We start from the raw sequence: 23,481 nt of genomic DNA on the forward strand, positions 1-23,481 counted from the left end.
AGAATGGGCCCGCCAGCCCAGCGGAAAGGCTACTGTATCAAATGACTTACTTTGGTAGGGTTAGGATTAATGGTGTCGGATTCGACCAGGCCGTCGCGCAGCCGGATGACCCGGTGGGCGTATAGGGCAATGTCTTCCTCGTGCGTTACCATCACGATGGTATTGCCCTTGCTGTGCAGCTGGTCAAAAAGATCCATGATCTCGTAAGATGTTTTGCTGTCCAGGTTTCCCGTGGGCTCATCGGCCAGCAGGATACTGGGGTCGTTGACTAGTGCCCGGGCTACGGCTACGCGCTGGCGCTGCCCGCCCGAGAGCTCGTTGGGTTTGTGTCCGGCCCGGTTTTCGAGGCCTACGTTGCGGAGCGAGAGCATGGCCTTCTCGGTGCGGTCGGCTTTGTTGAGTCCCGAGTAGATCAGCGGCAGGGCCACGTTTTCCAGCGACGACATCCGGGGTAGCAGGTTGAACGTCTGGAAAACGAAACCAATCTCCTTGTTGCGGATTTCGGCCAGCTCGCTTTCCGTCATATCACTGACGTCCTTGTTGTTGAGGATGTACCTTCCGGACGTAGGTGTATCCAGGCAGCCAATGATGTTCATGAGCGTTGATTTACCCGAGCCCGAAGGCCCCATAAAAGCTACGTACTCGCCTTTGTTCACGGTAATACTCACCGATTTGAGGGCGTCGATGGTTTCGCTACCCATGATGTAGCGCTTGGATATGTCGTTGGTTTCAATGATTCTCATAGTACCGAAGGGATTTCAAAGATGGTTGGTAATCAAAGGATAGATAAATAGTATTTTTGATCGTAATTAAGCCGCTGCTGCTCTCCGTCTTCTCTTGCGGAAGTACTGCCCCACAAAGAGCCCCGTCAGGATCAGCAGGGCAGCCTGGGGTGAGGTGGTATCAGAGGGGGTAATGCTTCCTTCCTGCGTAAAAAAAGCCCGTAGCTGCTCGTAATGGATCACCTCCGAACTACCCGGCTGATCCAACCGGCTGAGGGTCCAGCGGCGCATCAGGAAATTGGAGCGCTTCCAGACGTAGCGCTCCCCCGTGGGTAGTTGCAGCTCGGCCTTTCGGCCGTAACGCAACGTGATCTTTCCCAGGGAGCGGCGATGGTTAGCCAGGTCCAGAATGTCCACGGAATTGAAAAGGAATCCTTGGACGTCGAACAGTACGTGGAGCTGATGGAGCTGAGCCTCCACGTCACGCGCAAACAGCGGACTGTACATACTACCTACTTCCTGGCCGTTCTGCTGGATGGAAAGCCTGCGGTCAAAGGCTCGCTGGGTCCAGTGAAGATTCTCTTTCATTTTTCTTTACGATCTAAAGTGGCCAAAATTTCCTGTCGCTCGGCGGGGGTACCTGAAAGTACCTTCAGCTGAAAAGCCGTGAGCTGGGCCTGTAGCAGGGTACTTTCCACGGGGGTGAGGTCGTCGAAGAAAAACACCAGCTGCGTGCGGTTGCCGGCCTTGTCGGTAGCGTAGAGGGCGTAGGTGAGCACAAAAGCCGTGGAGCCTCCCTTGGCACCCAGGTGCAGGTACTTTTGGCGGTTGCTGTCAAAGGCTTCCATGGGCCATTCCAGGATACTCTCCAGCACGGCCTGCGTTTTTTCGTCAAAGTAGGTGCGGCTCTGGATTTTCTGCATGAGCTCGGCGTACTGGCGGGCGGTACTTCCGGGCAGACGGTCGGACCAGACGCGCTGCACCGGCAGGCTGACGTGCGCCATCGTGAATCGCTGCTTGATGGTCGTGTCTACCTGTAAGGTATCAAAGTACCCCTGCGCTCGCTCAAGGTACAGGCGCATGGGCATCAGCGACAGTCCTTTGGCGGACCGTTCGTCAGAAGCCACGTACAGCGCCGACACGAAGGGGTAGAGCGAGTCGTGCTGCGTAAAGCCCAGGGCCGACAGGTTGGCGTTGATGGCGGGTAGGCCCAGCCGTGCCATCAGGTACTCGGTGTTGGCGTTGCTGCTAAAGCGAATCATGCCTTTGGCTACGTCAAGTAGCGATACCTGGTTATTCCGAATCCGGTTGTTCTCCCGCAGGTACTTCAACCAGTTCGGGTGCGCGTTGCCGTCGGTACCAGCCAGGTAAAACCGGGCAGGTTCGTTTAAAGGTACCTGCTGCGTGGGGTCGAGCTTACCGGCAGCGACCTGCTGCGCAAACTCAATGGCAATGATGGTTTTGACGGTACTGGCCAGCGGCATTTTCCGGTCCGGATTCCACGCTGCCATCAGGCTGTCGTTCCGCACCCAATACAGCGCCGACTTCGTTGGGTTTTTCTGGATAAAATCCGCCACAAAGTCGCCCTCTACGTTGAAGTACTTGAAGTAGGCGTAAACCGCCACCCCGCCCAAAAGCAGCACCAACGCGCCTACAACAATGCCGATGATTTTAAGTATTTTCACCATGAAGCCTTTCCTGGAAACAGCGTAGGGGTTTATATAGCCCCAAGTGATCTTTATAATAACAAACCCAACCAAGGTACCATACAAAGTACAATTATGGCCAGCCAAAGGCGCCGCCGGAAGTAGCTACGCACGTACAGCCCCGAAAGTACCACGGCCGGAGGCAGGTACTCGTAGTCGATGGTTCCGGTACCGCCCCGCGTCCAGCCCCGGCCCGCCTCGTACGTAGCGACTTCGTCGGCCTGGGTTACGGTCCAGCGGCTCTGACTCCACGGCTGGTACTGCCACTGGTACGTTTCGTCTTCGTAGCGTATGGAAGCCGCGTAGGGAAAGTACCTGAACGCAATCGTACCCAATACCTTTTTTCCTTCAATATCCAAAATCCGGACGGTACGCTTCCCCCAGCCCGACGCCTCAAAGCGTAGCAGGTAGCCGTGGTATTCGCCGTAGGCGTTGTTGTTGAAAAAATTCTTCTTCAGCAAGCCTACGATTAGTTTCTCCCGAAGGAGGCGGTATTCCTGATCCAGGCCGAAGCTTTGCCAGCGTACGTTCATGAGCACAAACCAGGTTAAGTTCAAAAATAAACAATCATTGAAAATCAGCCCGTTGTTTTTCGATGAATGCCCGCCTGGGCTGATAGCGGTTCAAAAATGCCTGATAGTCGGCATCGGAGGCTCGTTCTTTTACCTGGTCGGCGGCTTCCTGCGCTTGTGCCAGCAGCCCTTGCTCCAGGCTCATCAGGGCGTACAGCCCCCAGAGCGGGGCTGAGCGGTCGTTGAAACGAAGGGCATCCAGCACCACCTGATAGGCCCGGTCGGGCTGTTTTTGCTGAAGGTAGTAGTCCGAAGCCGCCGCCACTACGCGCGGCGCAAACGGGTTGGCCCGCAGGGCTCGCTCGTAGGCCTGGGGACTGGGCGAAGCCTGCGCTTGGGTAAGCAGGGAGTCGGCGGGTGCGGGCGGGCGTTGGCTGGCAAAAAAGGCCGGACGCAGCGCCTGCACGGCCAGGTCGGGGGCCTCCTGCTGGAGCCGCTCGAGCAAAATGGCCGCTACCGACTCCTGACCCGCCAGCTGCTGGGCTACCGCCTGGCCCAACAGGCCTTCGGGGTCATTGACCAGAGAGAACGTCTCGATGGCCTGCTCGTGCAAGCCCAGCTGCAGGTACCAGTGGCCCAGGATCTTGCGGTACAGCGGTTGCTTCTCGCCCTCCGACTCGGCCAGCGGTAGCAGCATCTCGAGCGCCCGGCGCTTGTCGCCGCTGTAAAACTCCGGATAGAGCGAGGCCAGGAGCAGCTCGTCGGCCAGCAGGGGGTTATAGGCTCCCAGCTTAGGGAGCCACTGGGCGGGACGGGCGTCGTGTTGGCCCTGGTTGAGGGCGTAGTTGACCACGTAGGCCAGCCCGGAGGTACTGAGCAGGGAGTCGGGCCGGATGGAATTAGATTCAAAAGTATGCGGATGAAATTGCTGCGTCAAATTCTGGACCGCCAGCCAGTTGGCTTGCCACGAGAGGTACTTGCGGGGACTGAGGGAGCGGGTCAGGGAATCAAGCAGGGGTGCTTCCGTATTTTTGGCCCAGATGGCCAGCAGGTTGGTAGCCGGTACGTCATCCCGGCGGGTGGTGTGCTCGGCCTGGGTGAGGTAGTAGTGTGCCGAGTCGGCCACGTTGGTGCGGGCGTAGAGGATGCCCAGGTTGTTGAGCAGCTCGCCGCTTTGGGGAAAGGTACGGAGGCCCTCCCGGAGGCTGAAGACCGCGTCGAAGAAAAGATTTTCCTGCACAAGTACCCCACTCAGCCCCACGTAGGCCTGGGGGGAGGGGTTCTTGAGGGTAGCCTGCCGGAAATAGTAAGCTGCCGCCGTGGCGTCGCCCTGCCGGAGGGCCAGCGAAGCCAGGGCGTAGTTGGACTTATGGTTTTGAAACTCCTGCTGTAGGCCCATTTTGTAGTACTGTTCGGCCAGGGTATACTGGCTGGTGGCGGTGTGCAGGTCGCCCAGGCCGTTGAAGTACCCGGCCACGCCCTGGTAGACCGGCAGCAGATTTTGCGTTGAAAAAAGGACCACTACCCCCACAAAGCCAAAAAGCCGGGTTTGCGTAAGGCCAAAACTCCGAGGCTTGTAAAGTACCTTATGTACGGCCAGCCCCTGGTGAAAGAGGGGCAGAAAATTGGCGACCACATAAAACAGGAATACCGTACTCATGGCCAGCTGGCCATTGACCACCACGTCTTCCAGTACTTCCAGGAGCGGGTCGTTGGCGGTACCCGCCGCGTAGCCCGTAAAAGCCGCCGCGATCACCCCCAGCCCCGCGTACAGCCAGAAGCCCGTAGACCGAAACGGCAGCAGGCCCTCCGTCGACTCGGCCCGGGCCCGGAAGCCCCACAGCCCCAGCAGGCCTGCCGCCGTGCCCCATACCACGGGGCTGATCAGCGTAAGGTCCCAGTCAATCTGCCGGGTATTGCGCAGCAAAAGCAGCAGCAGGCTCAGCAGGTACAAGGTACTTATGAGCAGAAAAGGAGCCAGCGAAGAGCGGCCCATCCCGACTTTTCGGCTGGTACTTAGCCACACCAGGCCCGCCATGATTTCGGTGGCCGACATCAGCAGAAACACCACCGTGAGCAGTAGCCAGAGCGGCAGGCTGTACGCAGCAGCGGTGAGCAGAGGCTGCGGGGCGCTGGCCGTGAAAGCCACCAGTAGCACCAGCCCAACCGACACCCCCGCCAACGCACCAAAGCGGGGAGGGGTACTTAGGTCGGGGCGAAAAGCGTGGAGGTAGTAGCTGACCCCGCCGTAGCCCAGCGTACAAATCACAAACAGCGCCCGGCTTCCCTCGCCCAGCACGCCCAGGGTTTCGAGCCGGGCGGCGGCTAGCAGCAGGATGAAAAGGACCATGCTGCCCAGGTACCAGAAGCGCGGCAGGGTACTTGCCGCCGCCAGCGCCAGCGAGAGCCCCAGCAAGCCCAGCCCCAGCAGGGCGCAAACCGCCAGGCGGTCTATCTCCATGGTGGAGGCTACAAATTGCTCCGTAATAAGGTACGTAGGTACCCGTACGCCAAACTGCCAGCTGCCCAGCGGGAGCGTATCGACCACCGCCGGGAGGTCCGAAAGCTCGCTCAGCACGTCCCAGCGGATGGTGTTGCCGAGGGGGTCCAGAATGTAGCGTACTAAAAAAAACAAGGATAGGACGAGTAGCCCCAAAGTACCTACGGCCAGGCGCCGCTCGGGGCGCGTCCAGGTTTGCCAAAAAAATAGTTCCTTCATAGGGTCGTGAAATTTCCTTTTCTGAAAATTTCTATACGCTGTTCGTGAAAAAGGGGGAGATTTCTAAAAAATATCCAATAAATGAAGCCGGGGCTACTTGGTACTGACCAAATTATCTTCTAATTTTGCGGTCTTGAAAATAACCACTTGACGATAATCACATAATATTACATGGCAAACGCGACAAACATAGGAAAAATTACGCAGGTAATTGGTCCGGTAGTTGACGTATCGTTTGAAGACAGCGAGCGTATTCCGGCGATCCTGGATGCGTTGGAAGTCGTAAAACCGAACGGTCAGAAAGTAATCCTGGAATGTCAACAACACCTGGGCGAAGACCGCGTACGTACCATTGCAATGGACGGTACTGAAGGTCTACAACGAGGCATGGAAGTAAAATCGTATGGCTCGCCCATCATGATGCCCATTGGCGAAGGAATTAAAGGCCGTCTTTTCAACGTAGTTGGCGATGTCATTGACGGACTGGCTCCGCTGGACAAAACCAACGGGATGTCCATCCACCGGTCGGCTCCTAAGTTTGAAGACCTGGCGACGGGTACCGAGATCCTGTTTACGGGAATCAAGGTCATCGACCTGCTGGCACCTTACGTAAAGGGAGGTAAAATCGGCTTGTTCGGTGGTGCCGGAGTAGGTAAAACGGTACTGATCCAGGAACTTATCAACAACATTGCCAAAGCATACGCGGGCCTTTCGGTGTTTGCCGGAGTAGGTGAGCGTACCCGCGAAGGAAATGACCTGCTACGCGAGATGATCGAGGCGGGTATCATCAAGTACGGCGACGACTTCAAGCATAGCATGGAAGAAGGCGGCTGGGACCTGGATAAAGTAGACTACGAGCAACTGAAAAACTCGCAGGCTACCTTTGTGTTTGGTCAGATGAACGAACCTCCCGGAGCCCGCGCCCGCGTAGCCCTTTCGGGGCTTACCATGGCGGAGTACTTCCGCGATGGCGACGGCGAGGGCCAGGGGCGTGATATCCTGTTCTTCATTGATAATATTTTCCGGTTTACCCAGGCGGGTTCGGAAGTATCGGCCCTACTGGGACGGATGCCTTCGGCCGTAGGGTACCAGCCTACGCTGGCTACGGAGATGGGAGCCATGCAGGAGCGGATTACATCCACCAAGCGCGGTTCCATTACGTCGGTACAGGCCGTATACGTACCGGCCGATGACTTGACCGACCCCGCTCCGGCCACGACTTTCGCTCACTTGGACGCCACCACGGTACTAAGCCGTAAGGTATCCGAAAAGGGAATCTACCCGGCCGTGGATCCCCTGGATTCTTCGTCGCGTATTCTTTCGGCCGAAACCCTGGGCGATGCCCACTACAACTGTGCACAGCGGGTAAAAAATATTCTGCAGCGCTACAAAGAATTGCAAGATATTATTGCCATCTTGGGTCTGGAAGAACTTTCCGAAGACGATAAGCTGATCGTATCGCGCGCCCGCCGGGTGGAGCGTTTTCTTTCGCAACCCTTCTTCGTAGCCGAGCAATTTACGGGCCTGAAAGGCGTACTGGTCGACATCAACGATACCATCAAAGGGTTTAACCTGATCATGGACGGCGAGTACGATCACCTGCCCGAAGGCGCTTTCAACCTGGTAGGTACCATCGAAGATGCGCAAGCCAAAGGGGAAAAAATGCTGGCCGAAGCGGCTCGATAGTCTAGTCAGTGAACGGCCGCTAGGCGCTTGTACCAACCGGCACTTAGCGGTCATGGACCAAAAATGACCAACATGAATCTAGAAATAATCACTCCCGATAAGAAGGTGTTTGGCGGTGAGGTAACGGCCGTGACACTGCCGGGTACGGAGGGGCAATTCCAGGTATTGAACAACCACGCTCCGCTCGTCAGCACGCTCGGACGCGGCGAGGTGGTAGTGGATTCAGGTACCACGAAACAAACCTATACGATTGACGGGGGCGTGGTGGAGGTACTTAAGAACAAAGTACTTGTACTGGCCGAAGCGATCTTGTAAGCAAAAAGATAAGGCAATCCCTAAAAAAGCGGAGCTTCTTGTAAAGAGGCTCCGCTTTTTAGGTGTAAACGGGTACCGTTCTTTTTCTTGTACTTCCCGGTAGTTCAAAAGTCAATGATTACTATATATTGCTTGTTAAGGTAGAAATTATTAATTTTAATTTTTAATTTTCTACCTTAATAAGTTTCATATGATTGATAGAGCTACTACAAATCGTATTCTAGAGGACTTACAATTTTTTCCTATCGTTGGTATTATTGGCCCACGTCAAGTTGGCAAAACAACCCTCGCCAAGCAGTTACAGTCATTGATTGGCAAAGAAACCCTTTATTTGGATTTAGAGCTTCCGTCTGATTTTAGACGGCTATCAGATGCAGAAGCCTATTTAAAATTTCATCAGAACAAATGCATTATCATTGACGAAGTTCAGCGAATGCCCCAATTATTTGCTTTGCTGAGGGCTTTGGTTGATATGGACCGACAGCCGGCCCGCTTTATTCTCTTGGGATCGGCTTCGCCAGAAATTATTAGAAATAGTTCGGAAAGCTTAGCCGGGCGCATCTCCTATCTGGAACTTATGCCCTTTTCCCGAACCGAAATTCTTGGACTCATTTCTTGGCAGGATCATTGGCTAAAAGGAGGTTTTCCCCAAGCTTTAATGGCTCCTAAGCAAAGCCAGACCCAAAGGTGGCTTTCGGCTTTCGTAGACACCTACCTCCAACGAGATCTACGGGAATTAGGTTACCAGGTTTCACCTCAAATTTTCCGGCATTTACTAACTATGCTGTCAGTTGTTAGTGGCAATGTGCTCAATAGTAGTGATTTGGCCCGTTCACTAGGCGTTACACAACCAACAGTTAATCGCTATCTGGATTTATTGGAAGGCAGTTTTGTAGTGACCCGCCTCCAGCCTTATTTCGCTAATGTATCAAAACGACTTGTGAAATCGCCAAAGCTTTATGTGCGAGACTCGGGTGTATTACACAGCCTTGCTGCTATTAATTCCTATGATCAGCTACTAGGTCACCCTAGTAGTGGTGCTTCCTGGGAAGGCTACGTAATTGAACAGATAAAGCGGGTTACCCATAAGGAATGGGAGTACTATTACTATCGTACGCACAAGGGAGCAGAAGCCGATTTGGTTTTGATCAGCCCGGAAGGTAAAAAAGTATGCATTGAAATTAAGCTCTCTACAAGTCCTGCTATTTCGAGAGGCTTCCATGAAACGGTTTCTGATATTGAGGCTGATTTTCAGTATGTGATTATTCCAGAAGGGGAGAGCTATCCGAGAAATAGTAATCTATGGGTCTGTAGCTTAGATGATTTCCTAATAAACCAAATCCCTAAGCTAAGTAGTAGTAAAGTTTGACATTGACATCTTCCCGTCGCTAAAGCTCGTTGGTCCGCCAGTACTATTGAAGTTCTCAAGGACTGAATCATGGGTTATTGATAAGGTGTTTTTATACTTATCAAAGGCAAATGGAGATTTAGTATCTACCCACGCCCAGCTTCTGCCGTAGTGTTGTGTCGGTGGGGGCGTTGTGGGTCCAGTAGTCGGAGCGCAGGGTTTCGGTGCGGGTGGCGCGGGTGGTAAGTACCTTGCCGCGCGAGGGATAAGTTTCCTCCCAGCCCACGATGGCGTACGGAAAGGTACTTTCAAAAACCAGCCGCAGCTCGCGCTGGGCCTGGGGGTACTTGAGCGCATATTGGCGGAGATTTTTTCCCGAAAAGGCCTTTCCCTCGTAGGCAGACAAGGTACCTACGGCGGGTTGGGGCTCGAGTTTTTGTCCGGCCAGGCGGGCCGCGGCGGCCGAGGGAATCATGGGTACTTCGCCGAGGGGTAGTTGGTCGGGGTTGATCCGGAGCCGGGTCCAGAGCTCATCTTCGAGCCAGGCTTCTTCGGTAGTATAATCTTCCTCCGCGTTTTTTTCGAAATAGGAATGGCCAAGTACCTGGTAGCCGTTGTCACGGAGGTTGAGCTGGGTATAGGTTTGGCCGCACCAGTCCTGCGCCGAGAAGGTCACTTTGAGGCTGTGCTCAAACTGGTCCGTATCAACGGGCGTAAATACCGAACTATAGAGCGAGTAGTCGTAGATCCCCGTCACGAAGCGACGGAGGGCGTTGAGCTTCAGCACCGACGTGGCCTGGTCGCGCTCGTCAGACTCCAGCTTCACCTGCGTGTCGGTTCGGAAATCTTCAGTCACGAAAATCAACACGGCCTCTCCGGGGTTGGCCGCCCCATACTGCACCTGCTGTAAGCTGTAGCGGCTGAGCTCGGCCTGGCCCTGGTACCAGTAGTCGCGGAAGGAGGCGGAGGCGGCCAACCTACCCTGATCATTGCTGCCGTTGAGCTGGCAGGCGGTAATGGCCAGGGTACCCAGCAAGAGCGTGGCGAAAGGTACTTTTTTCATGGTTTCTTTCGGGATCAGGTGATTAAGTAGGTACATTACCCAACTCCCAGAAACAAATTAAGGTTTCTTTCTAAAAAAAACCAGGGTTAGCCGACTACGAACCAAAACTTTCGGTATTTTCGAAAGATGTACCCCGTCCTCGTTTTTCTCGTGTATGCAAGCAGCTTCTCCTCCCCGCCGTGAACTCCTCAAAATCCTGGGTGTTGGCTTTGGCATTGCCGTCACCATCGGTGGGACCATCGGCACTGGTATCCTGCGCAAGCCCGGGCCCATTGCCGCGCAGCTGGGCGATGCCTGGCTGATCATGGGCGTGTGGGTAGTGGTGAGCCTGTATGCGTTCTTAGGTACCCTTTGCACCATCGAGCTGGGTACTTCGGTACCCAAGGCCGGAGCCTGGTATGTATACGCCCAGCGGGCATTTGGCGGGTATGCGGGCTTTGTGGTGGGGATCAACAGTTGGCTGGGTACTTGTGCGGCGCTGGGCTTTGGGGTGTATACCATGAGCGAGTACCTGGCGCTGCTCCTACCGCGGCTCGGTGGGTGGGAGCCCTACGTGGCGGTGAGCATCCTGCTGCTGCTGGGAATGGTCCACTGGCTGGGACTGGCCCTGGCCAGTAGCTTTCAGAACGTAATGAGTTTTTTTAAAGCGGTGGGGTTGTTTATTTTTGTGGCGGTATGCTACCTCTACGGCCAGGAGATTACCCCCGAGCAAACGCTGGCTACCACCAGCCGCATTGCTGAAACGGGTAGTTGGCTGGGGCCGCTCATCTTTTCCCTGCAGGCCGTTTTTTATACCTACGACGGCTGGCACACCGCCGCCTACTTTGCCGAAGAAGACCGCGACCCTACCCGCAACCTACCCCGCTCCATGATTGGGGGCGTGGTACTGATTATTGTCATTTACCTGCTTTGCAACCTGGCCATACTGTACATCCTGCCTATGGATCAGCTGGCCAACTCGAAGCTGGCGGCGGCCGATGCCATTCGGCTTATTTTTGGGGAAGGCTCGGGCAAGATCGTGACGCTTTTTTTGATGGTCTCCATCCTGGGGATCGTCAACGCCCAGCTGTTGTTCAATCCCAGGGTACTTTATTCCATGAGCCGCGACGGCCTTTTCCTCCAAGCAGGTACCCGCGTGAACCGGGGCGGAACTCCGTCGCTGGCCATGCTATTGACGGCGGCGCTGGCCGCGCTGCTCATCCTGACGGGCAAGGATACCTGCGAGAAGCTTTCGGACATCGCCACTTTCTTTTTTGTGCTGGGCTATACGTCGGGTTTTGCTTCGCTGCTTACCCTCCGCCGTAAGGAGCCGCAGCTGCCGCGCCCCTGGAAAGTACCTGCCTACCCTTTTTTGCCCATTTTGATGCTGGTGGTCTCCCTGGCTTTCCTGGTAGGTGCTGTGGTGCAGGATTTGCCCAGTAGCCAGTACGCGTTGCTATTCCTGCTTCTAAGCTACCCGCTTTATCGCCTCGTAAAGCGTTGGAATCAAGGATAAAACGGCTGTTTTAGGTATATTTGCTCAGGCCTTTTTCGTTAATGTATACTATTCACCCAACCCGTAAATCCACCCACCTATGTTTCGACTCCCCCGCCTTTTCTTTCTGCTATGTCTGTTTGGCTTTACCTGGCTAACGGATGATTTTTCCAAAACCGTACAGGAGCGCCTACTGGCCTATCAGCAGTTGTATCCGGCCGAGAAAGCCTACCTGCACCTGGACAAAGTAACCTACACCGCCGGGGATACGCTCTGGTTCCGGGCCTACCTGGCCGAAGGTACCCTGCACGCCGTGGATAGTATCAGCAAGGTACTTTACATAGACCTGGTAGAGAAGCAAAGTGGGCAGGTGGTGGCCCTGCGGCAGCTGCGCATGGAAGAAGGCGCTGGCCGGGGCGACATTACGCTGGCCGATACACTGCGCAGCGGAGGGTACACGATCCGGGCCTACACCAACTGGATGCGCAATTTTCCGGAGGAATTCTTCTTTCAAAAAGACATCCAGCTTTTCCGTACTGACCAGCCAGGTACCTCTCCGCCTCCCGCCGCGACCGCGCTGGACCTGCAGTTTTTTCCCGAAGGAGGCGAACTCGTGGCGGGCCTTAACAACCGGGTGGCTTTCAAAGCCGTAGGCGCTTCCGGGCTGGGCGCTGAGGTGGAAGGATTTATCCTCAACGAATCTACCCGCGATACCGTGGCGGGCTTTCAGAGCCTGCACCTGGGGATGGGGTACTTTGCCCTCAAGCCGCAGGCCGGGCAGCGCTACACAGTCATGGCCCGACCCGTGGGAGGTACCTACGCCCGATATGCCCTCCCTGCCATCAAGCCCGAGGGCTACGTGATGATGGTCGATAACGTCACCAACAAAGCCAATATCCGGGTCTTTGTATTTCAGAACCAGGCCCCTTCCGGGGGCGAAATGACGCTGGTGGCGCATACGCGGGGCGCGGTAGCGGCGGTAGCCAAGAGCAAGCCCAGCCAGCAGGGGTTTACGATGAGCATTCCCCGTAAGGATCTTTTGGAGGGGATCACCCACCTCACGCTTTTTGACGACAAGAACCGGCCCGTCTGCGAGCGGCTGGTTTTTATTGACCACGGCCGTCGGCTCACGATCGAGCTTAAGCCCAACAAGGCCATCTACCAAACCCGGGAGCGCACGGAGCTGGAAATCACCGTAACCGACACGGCGGGCCTGCCCGTGGAGACCACACTCTCGCTGTCGGCCACCGACCTGCACCAGACGGCCGAGCGTCCCAACGGCGGTACGCTGGTGTCGTACCTGCTGCTGACTTCGGACCTGGCGGGCTACGTGGAGCAGCCGGGGGCGTACTTTGATCCAACCAACCGCAACGCCAGCGTGAACCTGGATCTGCTGCTAATGACTCAGGGTTGGCGGCGGTTCCGTTGGGAAGAGGTACTTCAGGAAAACCTGCCGCCGCCCACGCGCTTTGTGGAGCAAGGGTTTACAATTACTGGACAGGTACTTCGTCCCAACAAAAAATCGCCCGGCGTAGTCAACCTCACACTGATGGTGATGGGCCGGGATAGCTCCCAAAGCTTCCTGACCACCGAAACAACCGAAACGGGTGCTTTCCGGGTGTATGATCTGGATTTTCAAGATACGACCCGGGTACTGGTACAGGCGGTGAATCAAAAGGGAAACCGAAATCTGAGCCTTCAGATCGACCCCTTCTCGACGCCCCGCGTGACGGTAACCAAGGTACCTTTCAACCCGATCTCGTTTGAAGCCGCTGAGCTGGAAGCCTACCTGAAACGCGCCAAAGAGTACCAGGAGATTGAGCGGCAGATCCGGGAGAGTCGGGAGCGGCTCCTGAAAGAAGTGGTGATCAAAGCCCGCCGAACGCAGGAGCGCGACAGCCGTAAGCTCTACGGCCAGGCCGACGCGACCATCAAGCCTACCCTGGCCATGGTGTCGGGGGCCATGACGGTCTTCGATCTCATTCAGGGCCGCGTGGCGGGGGTAAACATAACGGGCTCGGGCATGAACGTGACGGTACAGATTCGAGGGTCGGCCAATTTCAGTGGGGTGGTGGAACCGTTGTTTTTACTGGATGGAATACCCACCGACAAAAATATGATGTACAACGTATCGGTGTACGACGTAGAAAGCATTGATGTGCTAAAAGGCGCTTCGGCGGCCATTTACGGAAGTCGGGCCGGAGGCGGCGTGATTTCCGTCCTTACCAAACGCGGCAACGACCGCTACGACTGGGCGCAGGATGAAGCCGAGGGGGTCCGTTTGGTGAAGATGGCGGGCTATAGTCCGGAGCGGGAATTTTACGCCCCCCGCTACGATGTGTCCCGTCCCGAGAACGTGCGCCCCGACTACCGCTCCACGCTGCACTGGGCACCAATGGTAAAAACCGACAAGCAAGGCAAAGCGCGGGTAAGCTACTTCAATACCGATGCCAGTACCCAGGTAGGGGTGCGGGTAGAAGGGCTGACGTGGTCGGGCTTGCCGGGCTCGGCGGAAGTGAAGTACGAAGTACGGTAAAAAGAGCAGCGCGCCGATTCTTCAAAAGAAATCGACGCGCTGCTGTAAGTATATTTCCTTAAAAAGGCAGGTCGTCCGAATCCTCTTCTGAGAAGGTCGTCACCGGCGGGAAGTTGGGCTCACTGGAGGCTCCTGCCGGGGTACTTCCGGCTTTTTCTACTTTCCAGGCCTTTACTTCGGTGTACCAGCGGCCGTTGTACTCCCGGCTTTCTATATCGATGGAGGCCGTCACGGAGTCGCCTACCTTCAGATTGAACTGATCAATTTTATCACCCCACATCGTAATGCATACTTTGCGCGGGTACTGGGCCGGAATTTCCAGGACGAATTCCTGCTTGCGCCACGTACCGTTTTTTCCTTGTCCCGACACTTCGGGTAATAGTGAAATCACTGCTCCGGTTAATTCCATGCTGCTGGATGGTTTTGAATATTCGCGAATAAAAGGTATTACAATAGGTAGTCAAAAGTACGACTTTTCGGGCGGTTCACCAAAAGTACCTAGCCAATCGCCTGCGCCAGATCTTCGATCAAATCCTCGACATCTTCTACGCCCACGCTGAGGCGAATGAGTGTGTCTTTCAGGCCCGCCTGGGCGCGTTCGGCGGCCGGAATGCTGGCGTGGGTCATGCTGGCCGGGTGCGTACAAAGCGACTCCACTCCGCCCAGGGACTCCCCCAGGGAGAAAACCTGGAGATTTTCCATGACCCGCACGGCTTCTTCGTATACGTCTCCCCGAAGCTCGAAAGAAACCATCCCGCCAAAGGCCCGCATTTGGCGGGCGGCCAGCTCGTGGCCGGGGTGGGAAGGAAGGCCGGGGTAGTACACGCGCCCTACTTTGGGGTGTTCGTGCAGCCAATGAGCTACCCGTACGGCATTTTCGCAGTGGCGCTGCATGCGCAGGTGCAGCGTTTTAAGCCCCCGAAGTACCAAAAAACAATCTTGCGGCCCCGGTACCGCCCCGCTGGCGTTCTGGATAAAAGCCAGCTGCTGCGCCAGCTCGTCGTCGTTCAGCACCAGCGCGCCCATCACGGTGTCGGAGTGGCCGCCCAGGTACTTGGTCACGGAGTGCATGACCACGTCAGCCCCCAGGTCCAGGGGCGTTTGGAGGTAGGGCGACGCAAAGGTATTGTCCACCACGCTCATGATCCCGCGCGCGCGCGCCAGTGCCGCAACAGCCGCTACGTCGATGATCTTCAGCAGAGGATTCGTGGGTGTTTCAATCCAGATCATCCGGGTTTGGTCGGTGATTGCCGCCTCCACGGTACCGGCCTGGCTCATATCCACAAACCGAAACACCAGTCCAAAGGGCTCAAAGATCCGTTTCATGATACGGTAAGTACCCCCGTAGAGATCGTTGGTAGCTATGATTTCGTCGCCGGGTCGAAAGAGCTTTAGTACGGCGTCGGTGGCGGCCAGGCCCGAGGCGTAGCAAATACCGTGTTTGCCGTTTTCGAGCGCCGCCAGGGCTTTTTGCAACGCCGTGCGCGTAGGATTGTGGGTACGCGAGTATTCGTAGCCCTTGTGCTTGCCGGGGCTTTCCTGCACGTAGGTGGAAGTCTGGTAAATGGGCGTCATGATGGCGCCGGTGGTGGGGTCGGGTTCTACGCCGGCGTGTATGGCTTTGGTTCCGAAACGCATGAATACGGGAATTAGGAATAATGGCTAAAAAAAATACGAAAAGGCACGATTATTACGTCTCCTTACTAAACTCTTTTCATCCGGGAAATTGTTTAAAACGTAGGTGAGTACGATGGCCGTATTTTTCCTGCTAGCAAAATAATCAAAATACCCTTGTCCAGCTTACTTCTTCGAAAATATCCACTTCCGGTACTTTTAAGTACCTCCATGACGTTGCTGCCCGTGCTCACGAGCTCGCTCATGGCGGGTTGGGCCATTACGCACGAGCCAATACTGGCGGGCTGGGCCATGTCCGACTGGACCTGGCTGACGGTGGTTCTTACCTTAGGCTCGGGGCTGGGAATAGTACCTCCTACTTTTCTGGCGCTGGTTTTTGGGTACTTCATTGGCTGGACTTCACTACCCTTGCTTTTTTCCCTCAACATGGGAGCCATTGCGCTGGTGTACGGCCTGGCGCGCTGGATACAGCCCGCCGGGTTGCTGGAGTACCTTCAGGCGGCTTATCCCAAGGTGCAGCGGCTGCTGCTGCGCTTCAGAGGCAACCAGCTTCGGCTGATCTTTTTTGCCAAGCTCTCCCCGGTACTTCCCTTTGCGGTTGTGAACTTGCTTTTCTCGCTGGCGGGAGCCAGTTTTCGTAAAATACTACTCGGAGGAGCCATGGGCATGGTGCCTCGTACGCTCATGGCGGTTTGGGCCGGAACGCAGGCGCGTGAAATCAGGTACCTGTTGGAGAACCCCAACGAAGGGGTGGGAGCCCAGGTACTTCTGCTGGTCCTGCTACTCGTTTCAACGGTCGGGATTGGTTGGTTTTTTAGAGACAAAGAAAAAAGTACCTCCGCCGAATCGTAGCGGAACGTACTATTTTTGAAGCAAGAGATAAGTACCTACCTGGCTAGCGATCGTGGTTTTTGGCCCACTCGTCCATCGACAATCGGCCGGAGCCCACGATGGCAAAGGTAATCACCAGCCCAAGTACCAATACCGACAACCATAGCTCGGAGTTGAGGTAGGAAAAGCCCTGCCGCAGATTGATAAAGAACACCGCCACGATCAATATGGGGATCTGGATCAGACAAGCCAGGCGCGTGAGGGTACCTAGCGCAATAAGAAAACCCCCAAATAAGTGCGCAAAGGCCACGATATGTACCGCCATCACCGACCACAGATCGAAGTGCAGGCCATTCATGAGCTCCGATAAGCGCGTGGTGTCACTAATAAAGCTAATCCCTTTGACGAAGAGCAAGACGCCCAGTCCGATCCGAACCAGGTCCATCCAGGCGGGATGATGCGTATCCCCCCAATGTTCGATGCGTTGTACAATGTTCATAACTCTCAACGGTTTGATTTGAAGAAAGTTACGCCTTAATTAGAAAAGAATCAAGAATTAATTTTATTATTTCAAGGTACCTGCCAGGTACTCGGCTACTTTCTCTACCAAATGCGTATGCCCGCTTGGCAGCGTTACGCTTTGTGCTTCGGGAAGCTGCCGGGCCAGTACGGCCAGGTCTTGGGTGCGTAGCATACGGTCGTATTGGCCGGTAAAAAGAAAAAGGGCAACGCCGTGCGGCCGAAGCCGCTGGATCAGAGAGGGAATAGCAAACCGCAAGCCACGAAACGTCAGCCAGGACCGATAAATGAGCAGACGCCGTTCGGGCGTGGCGAGCATGTGCCGCGTAAAGCGAAGCAAACTACCCGGAAGTACCCCTGCTTTCTGAAGGACCTCCGCGGTACCCAGCAGCGGACTAGGGTACTTGATAATGGCCCGGAAGAGCAGACGCGTGGGGGCGAAGCGGGTAGCGAGGCTGTACAGAACGTGCTCCCGAACGCCATCGGGGGCAATCAGGTAAGCGCGGTCGATCAGGTGGGGGAAGGCTTCCAGGGTAGCCAGCGCCAGGCGCCCGCCCAGGCTGAAGCCCACCACATCAAAGCGCTGGATGTGGTGCTGACGCAGAAAGTCCTGTAGGTACTTCTGCCAAAGTACCTTGTTAAGCACGTTTCGGTTGGAGAAGGTACCCTCAGGGCCCATCCCTCCGCTCTGGCCGTGAAAGGGGAGGTCGAAGGCGTAGAGGGTATAGTAGTCGCCCAAACACTCGGCAAAAGACGCATAGCCGCTGGCTCCGTCCTGACCAATGCCGTGAAAAGCCAGTAAGGTGCGCGGGCCGTGCCCAAAGCGGTGGCAATACAGGTACATGGTGAGTCTTGAATGCCGCTACCGAGCGCCGAATATGAGGTTAGAAGTGGGTACCTAAGAGGGGGTAGTTAGCGAGGTAGGCGTATCCGTTTTAGCCTTAGATAGATTGCTGTTGCTGTACCTTCCTGACGTAGTCTTCGGTGACCCCTGCCAAATGGGCTATTTCAGACATAGTGAATTGGTTTGCAAGTAGGAGCCGCGTTACAAACTCATAGCTCTTTTGTTCTGCCCCTTCTTCACGCCCCTTTTCAATCCCGTAGTCGAAGCCCTCCTTTCATTCCAGCATCTTGATGGTTTCAATGATTCCCATAGCTTGATCATTTCCGGTTAACCGATCCATTTCCTGATCAAATTTACGATTTATTTCGGGGTTTTCAAGGTACACAAAGGTCTTTAAAAAGAACAGAAAGCGACGTATCTGCTCGCTGTCGTAGCGTCCGCTATGGATTAGCGCCCGGGCAATGGTCAGGCGCTGCTCGCCCAGCTCCTCCTCAGGAATTTTATCCATCAGTAAGGCCTTTTGGGCAGCTAGTACGATCAAGGCAAAGGGATTATGGATGGCCAGCAACTCTTCCTGGCTGTGATCCAGAATGTGGTAGGTATTGTAGCGGTAGTGAATCTCGGTGCCAAAAAAATGGTAGCGGAAAGTACTGTCTTCGGGTGGGCGTGCCGGGCCCGTAAATACCGCCAAAGCCGTAACAGGTACCTGATAACGATCAAAGATACGGTCGAAGTAGGTGAACATACGCTGCGCAAAAAGAGGGTCCGTTTTGGCCTGAATCTCGATGTGAATAAGTACCCACTCTTCGTGGCCGTCCTGCGAGTATACTTTCGCCAGCATGTCCACAAACCGGCTTCCGCCCTGTTTTTCCAGCTCCGGGAAAAGCTCACTCAATTCTTTATCCATAAACTCAAATCCCCGATCCATATCAAAAAGCGAATCGGCATTGGGAAAAAAGAAGCGAAGTAGGTCCGGGAAAGCTTCCTCAAAGGCGCTTTTCAGCAGTATGTCGTTTTTCTTGCGCATCGGGATTGTATAAATACAAACACCAGGAGACTATTCTTCAAAAGAGAAAAATAGCTCCTGGCGCTCGGCGTAGGTACCTTAGGATTCCATCAGGTACGCTTTGATGAAATCATTGATCTCGCCGTTGAGGACAGCGTCCGTGTTAGACGTTTGGTAGTCGGTACGGTGGTCCTTCACGCGGCGGTCGTCCAGGACGTAGCTGCGGATCTGCGAGCCCCACTCGATTTTGCGCTTGGAGGCTTCCACTTCGGCGCGGGCGGCGTTGCGTTTTTCGAGCTCGATCTGGTACAGCCGCGACTTCAGGAGCCGGATCGCGACCTCCTTGTTCATGAGCTGGGAACGCTCCTGCTGGCAGGCAATGACGATCCCCGAGGGCTTGTGGTGCAGTCGTACGGCCGTTTCTACCTTGTTTACGTTTTGCCCTCCGGCACCACCCGAGCGGTAAGTGTCCCAGGTAATATCGGCGGGGTTCACGTCGATCTCGATGTCGTCGTTGGCCAGAGGGTACACGTAGACCGACGTAAAGGACGTATGCCGACGGGCGTTGGAGTCGAAGGGCGAAATCCGAACCAGCCGGTGTACGCCGTTTTCGGATTTCAGGTTGCCGTAGGCGTACTCTCCGTCGATTTCGAGGGTCACGGATTTTACCCCGGCTACATCGCCATCCTGGATGTCAACCTCCCGCACTTTGTAGCCGTTTTTCTCGGCCCACATGATGTACATGCGCATGAGCATCGAGGCCCAGTCTTGCGACTCGGTCCCCCCCGCGCCGGCGTTGATCTCGATGACGGCGGGTAGCTCATCACCTTCTTCGCCCATCATTTTCCGGAACTCAATTTCTTCCAGTTTGGCCGTGAGTTTACGGCCTTCTTCGTCTACTTCTTCTTCGGTGGCTTCGTCGGCTTCGTAAAACTCCCAGATGGTGTCCAGGTCGTCGCGCAGGCGCGCTAGTTCCTCATAGCCGTTGGTCCAGAATTTTAGCCCGCGGATTTCCTTCATTACCTGCTCGGCCCGGGCCGAGTCGGTCCAGAACTCGGGCTGGGCGGTTTGCTGCTCGAGGTCGTTTAGTTGTTTTTTTCGGTTACCGTAGTCAAAGGTACCTCCCCAAGGCCTCAACTCTGGCCTTCAAGTCTTTCAATTGTTCGAGTGTCATACAGGATGCGAACTTTTTGGTGAATCAAATGATTTTCAATGGCAACAAAGATAGCAACAATTTAGCTGGGACGCCGGATTTGTGCCCTAACCCCCCTGATTTGTGCGTTAGACCGCCCGGCTTAGGTGTAGGCATTCCCGCAAATCGTCTTAACTTTGCAACGTTTTTTCTGTAAAACCATTTTTACCTATAAACCACTAAAAAATGGCTCAAACATATGATGTAATCGTACTTGGGAGTGGCCCTGGTGGCTATCCGGCCGCCATCCGTGCTTCCCAGCTGGGATTAAAAGTAGCAGTTGTAGAAAAAGAAAGTCTGGGAGGAATATGCCTGAACTGGGGTTGCATCCCTACCAAAGCCCTCTTGAAAAGCGCCCAGGTTTTTGAATATATCAAGCACGCTAAAGACTACGGTATTACGGTGGGCGATTACGAAGCGGATTTTGGCGCGGTGATCAAACGGAGCCGGGGTGTAGCCGACAGCATGAGCAAGGGCGTGTCGTTCCTGATGAAGAAGAACAAGATCGACGTCATCATGGGAACGGGTAAAGTAAAAAAGGACAAAACCGTAGAAGTAACGGATAAGGACGGCAAGAAAACCGACTATACGGCCGGTAAAGGGGTGATTATTGCCACCGGAGCCCGCGCCCGTGAACTACCCAATATCAAGATCGACGGCAAGAAGATCATCGAGTACCGCAAGGCCATGAGCCTGGAAAAGCAGCCCGAAACCATGCTGGTGATTGGCTCGGGGGCGATCGGGATGGAGTTTGCCTATGTCTACGCCAGTATGGGTACCAAGGTGACCATCGTGGAGTTTTTGCCAAGAGTAGTACCCGTCGAAGACGAAGACGTATCCAAAGAGATTGCCAAGCAGTACAAAAAGATCGGTATTGATATTTACACCAACTCGGCCGTTGAGGCGGTAGATACGAGCGGAAAAGGCTGTAAAGTAAGCGTGAAGACGCCCGACGGACAAAAATCCTTTGAGGTCGACGTGGTACTTTCGGCGGCGGGTATTGTAGCCAACGTAGAGAACATCGGCCTGGAAGAGGTAGGTATTCAGGTAGAGAAAGGTAAGATCGTCGTGAACGAATGGTACGAAACGGGCGTACCCGGTTTTTATGCCATCGGTGACTGCACCCCTGGCCCGGCGCTAGCGCACGTGGCTACGGCGGAGGGAATTGTTTGTGCGGAGAAAATAGCGGGTCACAAAACCGAAGCCATTGACTACGGCAACATTCCGGGCTGTACCTACTGCCAGCCGGAGATCGCCTCGGTGGGTATGACCGAAAAGCAAGCCCGCGAGGCCGGTCTGGAGATCAAAGTAGGTAAGTTTCCGTTTATGGCCTCGGGCAAAGCCACGGCGGCTGGCGTACGGGATGGCTTTGTGAAAGTGATCTTTGACGCTAAGTACGGCGAATGGCTGGGAGCCCACATGATTGGAGCCAACGTGACCGAAATGATCGCGGAGGTAGTGGCAGCCCGCAAGCTCGAAACCACCGCCCACGAAATCCTGCGCTCGATCCACCCGCACCCGACCATGTCGGAGGCAGTAAAAGGTGCCACCGAAGCAGCCTACGGGGAGGCCATCGACCTCTAAAAGACGCACCAAAGTACCTAGTGCCAAACGCCCCCGCAACGCCAAGCTGCGGGGGCGTTTGTGCGTTTTTTCGAGTCCAAAGTACCTGTTTCACCTTTGTCATTGGCCCCAACTACCCCCTGGGTTTGCTATTCACCCCAAAACCAGGACCGCTGCCCCTGCCGTTTGGAAGGTACTTGGCAGAGCGCGTAGGTTTATGTCGTCCCAGTCCGAACGCAAACCAGGTACTTTCCATGAACACGCTGAACAACCTCTTCCTGATCATTCACATTGTAGCCGGCTTCACGGCCCTCACCGTGGGGGTAGTACCCATGCTGGCCAAAAAGGGCGGCCGCCTGCACATACTCACCGGACTCGTTTTTTACTACGCCATGGCGGTAGTGTGCGCGTCGGCTTTTTGGCTGGTGGCCTTCAAGGGTAGTGCGCTGTTTTTGCTCTTCATCGCCATATTTAGTTTTTATTCTACCTTTTCGGGGCGACGGGAGATCCTGCGCAAGCGACTGAAGGTACCCTCTGAACGTACCGACTACGTAGCGGCAGCGCTGGCGCTGGCGGCCTCGGTCGGAATGCTGGGGCTGGGCCTGTATCAGGTACTGAAAGGTACTTTAAGCGTACCCACCGTTCTGTATTTTGTGTTCGGCGTTTTTCTTTTCACGCAGGCTCGTTACGACTGGCGGAGGTACCTACAGCCAGAGCGCTCCAAGTACCCCGTTCAGAGCTGGTTCTACCACCATATCACGCGCATGGGCGGGGCGTACATCGCTGCCTTTACGGCCTTTGTGGTGGTTAATGCACGCTTTGGGGCCAGTCCCTACGCCTTTTGGCTGAGCCTGGCGGCCTGGATCGGGCCGGGCGTAGTAGGCGGGATGGTGATCGGCCGAACGGTCCGGCATTACCTCCTGAAAATGAAAGTAGCGAAACAAAGCTAGGCAGTAGGCGAGTCCGGCGTGGATGCTTCTACGGTAGCATTTTGCGCATTAGCCAGTACTTTCTGTTCCATCTGCGGGACGCGGAATCCGTAGTATAACAGCAGGGTCCATAACCACACCATGCCAAAGGCCCAAAGTACATCACTGGCGTGGTGGGCACCCGCCACGATCCGGCCGATGCCCGTCAGAATGCCAATCAGCAGCGCAAAGGTCAGGCTTCCCCACTTGATGAAGCGGACGGTGGGGCGCGCCTGGCGGGGGTACTTTCCCAGCTTGACGGCCCAGAGGTCTTCGTTTCGGAAAATATAGTAAAGTACCAGGTAGGCGGCTATAATGGACACGTGCCCCGACGGGAACGCAACGCCCTTGCCGATGAGTTCGGGCTGGGTGAGAAAGACGGGGTCCCAGACTTTGGCAAAATGACCCAAGGGCTGGTCGGTATCGGGCCAGAGGGTAGTGAGCCGGGGGCGGGGGCGCCCCCAACGGCCCTTGAACAGGCTGTTGACCAGTACCCCCGCGCCGGAATAGACCGTCAGAAAACCAAAGAGCGCGTAGTAAGCCATGAACCGGTAGCCTTTGCGGACGAGCCCCACGAGCAGCATCAGGGCCAGCAAGCCCACCAGCAAGCGGGTAAAGTACGGATTGTAGACGTTAAAAAAATGCCAGGGCTCCTGCTGAGCTACCGGAAAGCGGCTTCCCAACGGAGCGGTGGCGTCGTAGAATTGGCTCGTGACCCAGATGTCGTACTTGCCGCCGTCCATCCAAAGCCAAAAAGTACCCAGCAGTAAAAGTACCCCGGCGGTGAGGCGGCGTTGGGTGGAAGCTGTCATAGGGCTAAAAAAGGGTGGGAGGTACTTAGG

General features: G+C 55.3%; 21 protein-coding genes. 8 read left to right on the forward strand and 13 right to left on the reverse strand.

Features of this window, described 5'->3' with window-relative positions:
* Nucleotides 1-29: 29 nt before the first annotated feature.
* The 5 genes from HNQ92_RS14065 to HNQ92_RS14085 form a co-directional block, all read right to left on the reverse strand.
* Nucleotides 30-743 (reverse strand): ABC transporter ATP-binding protein, encoded by a 714-nt coding sequence (locus tag HNQ92_RS14065; RefSeq protein WP_184174694.1) that lies wholly within the window; start codon nucleotides 741-743, stop codon nucleotides 30-32.
* 66 nt (nucleotides 744-809) lie between these two features.
* Complete coding sequence (locus HNQ92_RS14070) at nucleotides 810-1,310, reverse strand: hypothetical protein (RefSeq protein ID WP_184174695.1); 501 nt, start codon at nucleotides 1,308-1,310, stop codon at nucleotides 810-812.
* Nucleotides 1,307-2,410: a serine hydrolase gene (locus HNQ92_RS14075; protein ID WP_184174696.1), complete on the reverse strand. Its 1,104-nt coding sequence runs from the start codon at nucleotides 2,408-2,410 to the stop codon at nucleotides 1,307-1,309. Before HNQ92_RS14075 ends, HNQ92_RS14070 begins: the two co-directional genes overlap by 4 nt.
* 50 nt (nucleotides 2,411-2,460) lie before the next feature.
* A complete protein-coding gene (locus HNQ92_RS14080; protein WP_184174697.1) occupies nucleotides 2,461-2,961 on the reverse strand; it encodes a hypothetical protein in 501 nt (166 codons plus the stop codon).
* A 34-nt stretch (nucleotides 2,962-2,995) separates the two neighbouring features.
* Nucleotides 2,996-5,659: a tetratricopeptide repeat protein gene (locus tag HNQ92_RS14085; RefSeq protein ID WP_184174698.1), complete on the reverse strand. Its 2,664-nt coding sequence runs from the start codon at nucleotides 5,657-5,659 to the stop codon at nucleotides 2,996-2,998.
* Nucleotides 5,660-5,830: 171 nt separating this feature from the next.
* Here HNQ92_RS14085 and atpD point away from each other — a divergent pair, with 171 nt between their 5' ends.
* From atpD to HNQ92_RS14100, 3 genes are all read left to right on the forward strand, one after another.
* Nucleotides 5,831-7,345, forward strand: a complete 1,515-nt coding sequence (gene atpD / locus HNQ92_RS14090; protein WP_184174699.1) for a F0F1 ATP synthase subunit beta — start codon at nucleotides 5,831-5,833, stop codon at nucleotides 7,343-7,345.
* A 72-nt stretch (nucleotides 7,346-7,417) separates the two neighbouring features.
* Nucleotides 7,418-7,660: an ATP synthase F1 subunit epsilon gene (gene atpC, locus HNQ92_RS14095; protein WP_184174700.1), complete on the forward strand. Its 243-nt coding sequence runs from the start codon at nucleotides 7,418-7,420 to the stop codon at nucleotides 7,658-7,660.
* 190 nt (nucleotides 7,661-7,850) lie between these two features.
* Nucleotides 7,851-9,029, forward strand: coding sequence for an ATP-binding protein (locus HNQ92_RS14100; protein ID WP_184174701.1), 1,179 nt, complete (start codon nucleotides 7,851-7,853; stop codon nucleotides 9,027-9,029).
* Between the two features lie 118 nt (nucleotides 9,030-9,147).
* Here the strand turns inward: HNQ92_RS14100 and HNQ92_RS14105 are convergent, their stop codons facing one another.
* A complete protein-coding gene (locus tag HNQ92_RS14105) occupies nucleotides 9,148-10,071 on the reverse strand; it encodes a hypothetical protein (RefSeq protein ID WP_184174702.1) in 924 nt (307 codons plus the stop codon).
* Nucleotides 10,072-10,225: 154 nt separating this feature from the next.
* On the opposite strand from HNQ92_RS14105, the gene HNQ92_RS14110 reads away from it, so the two are divergent.
* Complete coding sequence (locus HNQ92_RS14110; protein ID WP_184174703.1) at nucleotides 10,226-11,566, forward strand: APC family permease; 1,341 nt, start codon at nucleotides 10,226-10,228, stop codon at nucleotides 11,564-11,566.
* Nucleotides 11,567-11,645: 79 nt separating this feature from the next.
* Complete coding sequence (locus tag HNQ92_RS14115) at nucleotides 11,646-14,081, forward strand: TonB-dependent receptor plug domain-containing protein (RefSeq protein ID WP_184174704.1); 2,436 nt, start codon at nucleotides 11,646-11,648, stop codon at nucleotides 14,079-14,081.
* A gap of 58 nt (nucleotides 14,082-14,139) precedes the next feature.
* On the opposite strand, the gene HNQ92_RS14120 is transcribed toward HNQ92_RS14115, so the two are convergent.
* Nucleotides 14,140-14,490 (reverse strand): DUF3127 domain-containing protein, encoded by a 351-nt coding sequence (locus tag HNQ92_RS14120; protein ID WP_184174705.1) that lies wholly within the window; start codon nucleotides 14,488-14,490, stop codon nucleotides 14,140-14,142.
* A gap of 89 nt (nucleotides 14,491-14,579) precedes the next feature.
* On the reverse strand, nucleotides 14,580-15,719 hold the full coding sequence (locus HNQ92_RS14125) for a cystathionine gamma-synthase (protein ID WP_184174706.1): 1,140 nt from the start codon (nucleotides 15,717-15,719) through the stop codon (nucleotides 14,580-14,582).
* A gap of 153 nt (nucleotides 15,720-15,872) precedes the next feature.
* Between HNQ92_RS14125 and HNQ92_RS14130 the strand changes: the two genes are divergently transcribed.
* Nucleotides 15,873-16,568: a TVP38/TMEM64 family protein gene (locus tag HNQ92_RS14130; protein ID WP_246440174.1), complete on the forward strand. Its 696-nt coding sequence runs from the start codon at nucleotides 15,873-15,875 to the stop codon at nucleotides 16,566-16,568.
* Nucleotides 16,569-16,611: 43 nt separating this feature from the next.
* Here the strand turns inward: HNQ92_RS14130 and HNQ92_RS14135 are convergent, their stop codons facing one another.
* From HNQ92_RS14135 to prfB, 4 genes are all read right to left on the reverse strand, one after another.
* A complete protein-coding gene (locus HNQ92_RS14135; RefSeq protein WP_184174707.1) occupies nucleotides 16,612-17,046 on the reverse strand; it encodes a DoxX family protein in 435 nt (144 codons plus the stop codon).
* 66 nt (nucleotides 17,047-17,112) lie between these two features.
* Entirely contained in the window at nucleotides 17,113-17,910 is a 798-nt protein-coding gene (locus tag HNQ92_RS14140; protein ID WP_184174708.1) for an alpha/beta fold hydrolase, read from the reverse strand.
* A 274-nt stretch (nucleotides 17,911-18,184) separates the two neighbouring features.
* Complete coding sequence (locus HNQ92_RS14145) at nucleotides 18,185-18,937, reverse strand: RpnC/YadD family protein (RefSeq protein WP_184174709.1); 753 nt, start codon at nucleotides 18,935-18,937, stop codon at nucleotides 18,185-18,187.
* 78 nt (nucleotides 18,938-19,015) lie between these two features.
* Nucleotides 19,016-20,090 (reverse strand): peptide chain release factor 2 gene (gene prfB / locus HNQ92_RS14150; RefSeq protein ID WP_184174710.1). Its coding sequence is split into 2 segments (ribosomal slippage): nucleotides 19,016-20,029 and nucleotides 20,031-20,090, totalling 1,074 coding nucleotides; the frame shifts between segments, so codons are not numbered across the junction.
* Nucleotides 20,091-20,294: 204 nt separating this feature from the next.
* Between prfB and lpdA the strand changes: the two genes are divergently transcribed.
* Both lpdA and HNQ92_RS14160 read left to right on the forward strand, forming a co-directional pair.
* A complete protein-coding gene (gene lpdA, locus HNQ92_RS14155) occupies nucleotides 20,295-21,692 on the forward strand; it encodes a dihydrolipoyl dehydrogenase (RefSeq protein WP_184174711.1) in 1,398 nt (465 codons plus the stop codon).
* A 233-nt stretch (nucleotides 21,693-21,925) separates the two neighbouring features.
* A complete protein-coding gene (locus tag HNQ92_RS14160; protein WP_184174712.1) occupies nucleotides 21,926-22,621 on the forward strand; it encodes a DUF2306 domain-containing protein in 696 nt (231 codons plus the stop codon).
* Here the strand turns inward: HNQ92_RS14160 and HNQ92_RS14165 are convergent.
* The gene (locus HNQ92_RS14165; protein ID WP_184174713.1) at nucleotides 22,618-23,451 is read right to left on the reverse strand and encodes a phosphatase PAP2 family protein; all 834 of its coding nucleotides are present in this window, start codon (nucleotides 23,449-23,451) and stop codon (nucleotides 22,618-22,620) included. The genes HNQ92_RS14160 and HNQ92_RS14165 overlap by 4 nt on opposite strands.
* Between the last annotated feature and the right edge of the window lie 30 nt (nucleotides 23,452-23,481).

The organism is Rhabdobacter roseus, from assembly GCF_014202275.1.
Classification (GTDB): Bacteria; Bacteroidota; Bacteroidia; order Cytophagales; family Spirosomataceae; genus Rhabdobacter; species Rhabdobacter roseus.

What these genes read in the sequence shown, in the direction of transcription:
- HNQ92_RS14065 (WP_184174694.1), bottom strand. Translation starts at nt 743, where the DNA reads ATGAGAATCATTGAAACCAACGACATATCCAAGCGCTACATCATGGGT.
- HNQ92_RS14070 (WP_184174695.1), bottom strand. Translation starts at nt 1,310, where the DNA reads ATGAAAGAGAATCTTCACTGGACCCAGCGAGCCTTTGACCGCAGGCTT.
- HNQ92_RS14075 (WP_184174696.1), bottom strand. Translation starts at nt 2,410, where the DNA reads ATGGTGAAAATACTTAAAATCATCGGCATTGTTGTAGGCGCGTTGGTG.
- HNQ92_RS14080 (WP_184174697.1), bottom strand. Translation starts at nt 2,961, where the DNA reads ATGAACGTACGCTGGCAAAGCTTCGGCCTGGATCAGGAATACCGCCTC.
- HNQ92_RS14085 (WP_184174698.1), bottom strand. Translation starts at nt 5,659, where the DNA reads ATGAAGGAACTATTTTTTTGGCAAACCTGGACGCGCCCCGAGCGGCGC.
- atpD (WP_184174699.1), top strand. Translation starts at nt 5,831, where the DNA reads ATGGCAAACGCGACAAACATAGGAAAAATTACGCAGGTAATTGGTCCG.
- atpC (WP_184174700.1), top strand. Translation starts at nt 7,418, where the DNA reads ATGAATCTAGAAATAATCACTCCCGATAAGAAGGTGTTTGGCGGTGAG.
- HNQ92_RS14100 (WP_184174701.1), top strand. Translation starts at nt 7,851, where the DNA reads ATGATTGATAGAGCTACTACAAATCGTATTCTAGAGGACTTACAATTT.
- HNQ92_RS14105 (WP_184174702.1), bottom strand. Translation starts at nt 10,071, where the DNA reads ATGAAAAAAGTACCTTTCGCCACGCTCTTGCTGGGTACCCTGGCCATT.
- HNQ92_RS14110 (WP_184174703.1), top strand. Translation starts at nt 10,226, where the DNA reads ATGCAAGCAGCTTCTCCTCCCCGCCGTGAACTCCTCAAAATCCTGGGT.
- HNQ92_RS14115 (WP_184174704.1), top strand. Translation starts at nt 11,646, where the DNA reads ATGTTTCGACTCCCCCGCCTTTTCTTTCTGCTATGTCTGTTTGGCTTT.
- HNQ92_RS14120 (WP_184174705.1), bottom strand. Translation starts at nt 14,490, where the DNA reads ATGGAATTAACCGGAGCAGTGATTTCACTATTACCCGAAGTGTCGGGA.
- HNQ92_RS14125 (WP_184174706.1), bottom strand. Translation starts at nt 15,719, where the DNA reads ATGCGTTTCGGAACCAAAGCCATACACGCCGGCGTAGAACCCGACCCC.
- HNQ92_RS14135 (WP_184174707.1), bottom strand. Translation starts at nt 17,046, where the DNA reads ATGAACATTGTACAACGCATCGAACATTGGGGGGATACGCATCATCCC.
- HNQ92_RS14140 (WP_184174708.1), bottom strand. Translation starts at nt 17,910, where the DNA reads ATGTACCTGTATTGCCACCGCTTTGGGCACGGCCCGCGCACCTTACTG.
- HNQ92_RS14145 (WP_184174709.1), bottom strand. Translation starts at nt 18,937, where the DNA reads ATGCGCAAGAAAAACGACATACTGCTGAAAAGCGCCTTTGAGGAAGCT.
- lpdA (WP_184174711.1), top strand. Translation starts at nt 20,295, where the DNA reads ATGGCTCAAACATATGATGTAATCGTACTTGGGAGTGGCCCTGGTGGC.
- HNQ92_RS14160 (WP_184174712.1), top strand. Translation starts at nt 21,926, where the DNA reads ATGAACACGCTGAACAACCTCTTCCTGATCATTCACATTGTAGCCGGC.
- HNQ92_RS14165 (WP_184174713.1), bottom strand. Translation starts at nt 23,451, where the DNA reads ATGACAGCTTCCACCCAACGCCGCCTCACCGCCGGGGTACTTTTACTG.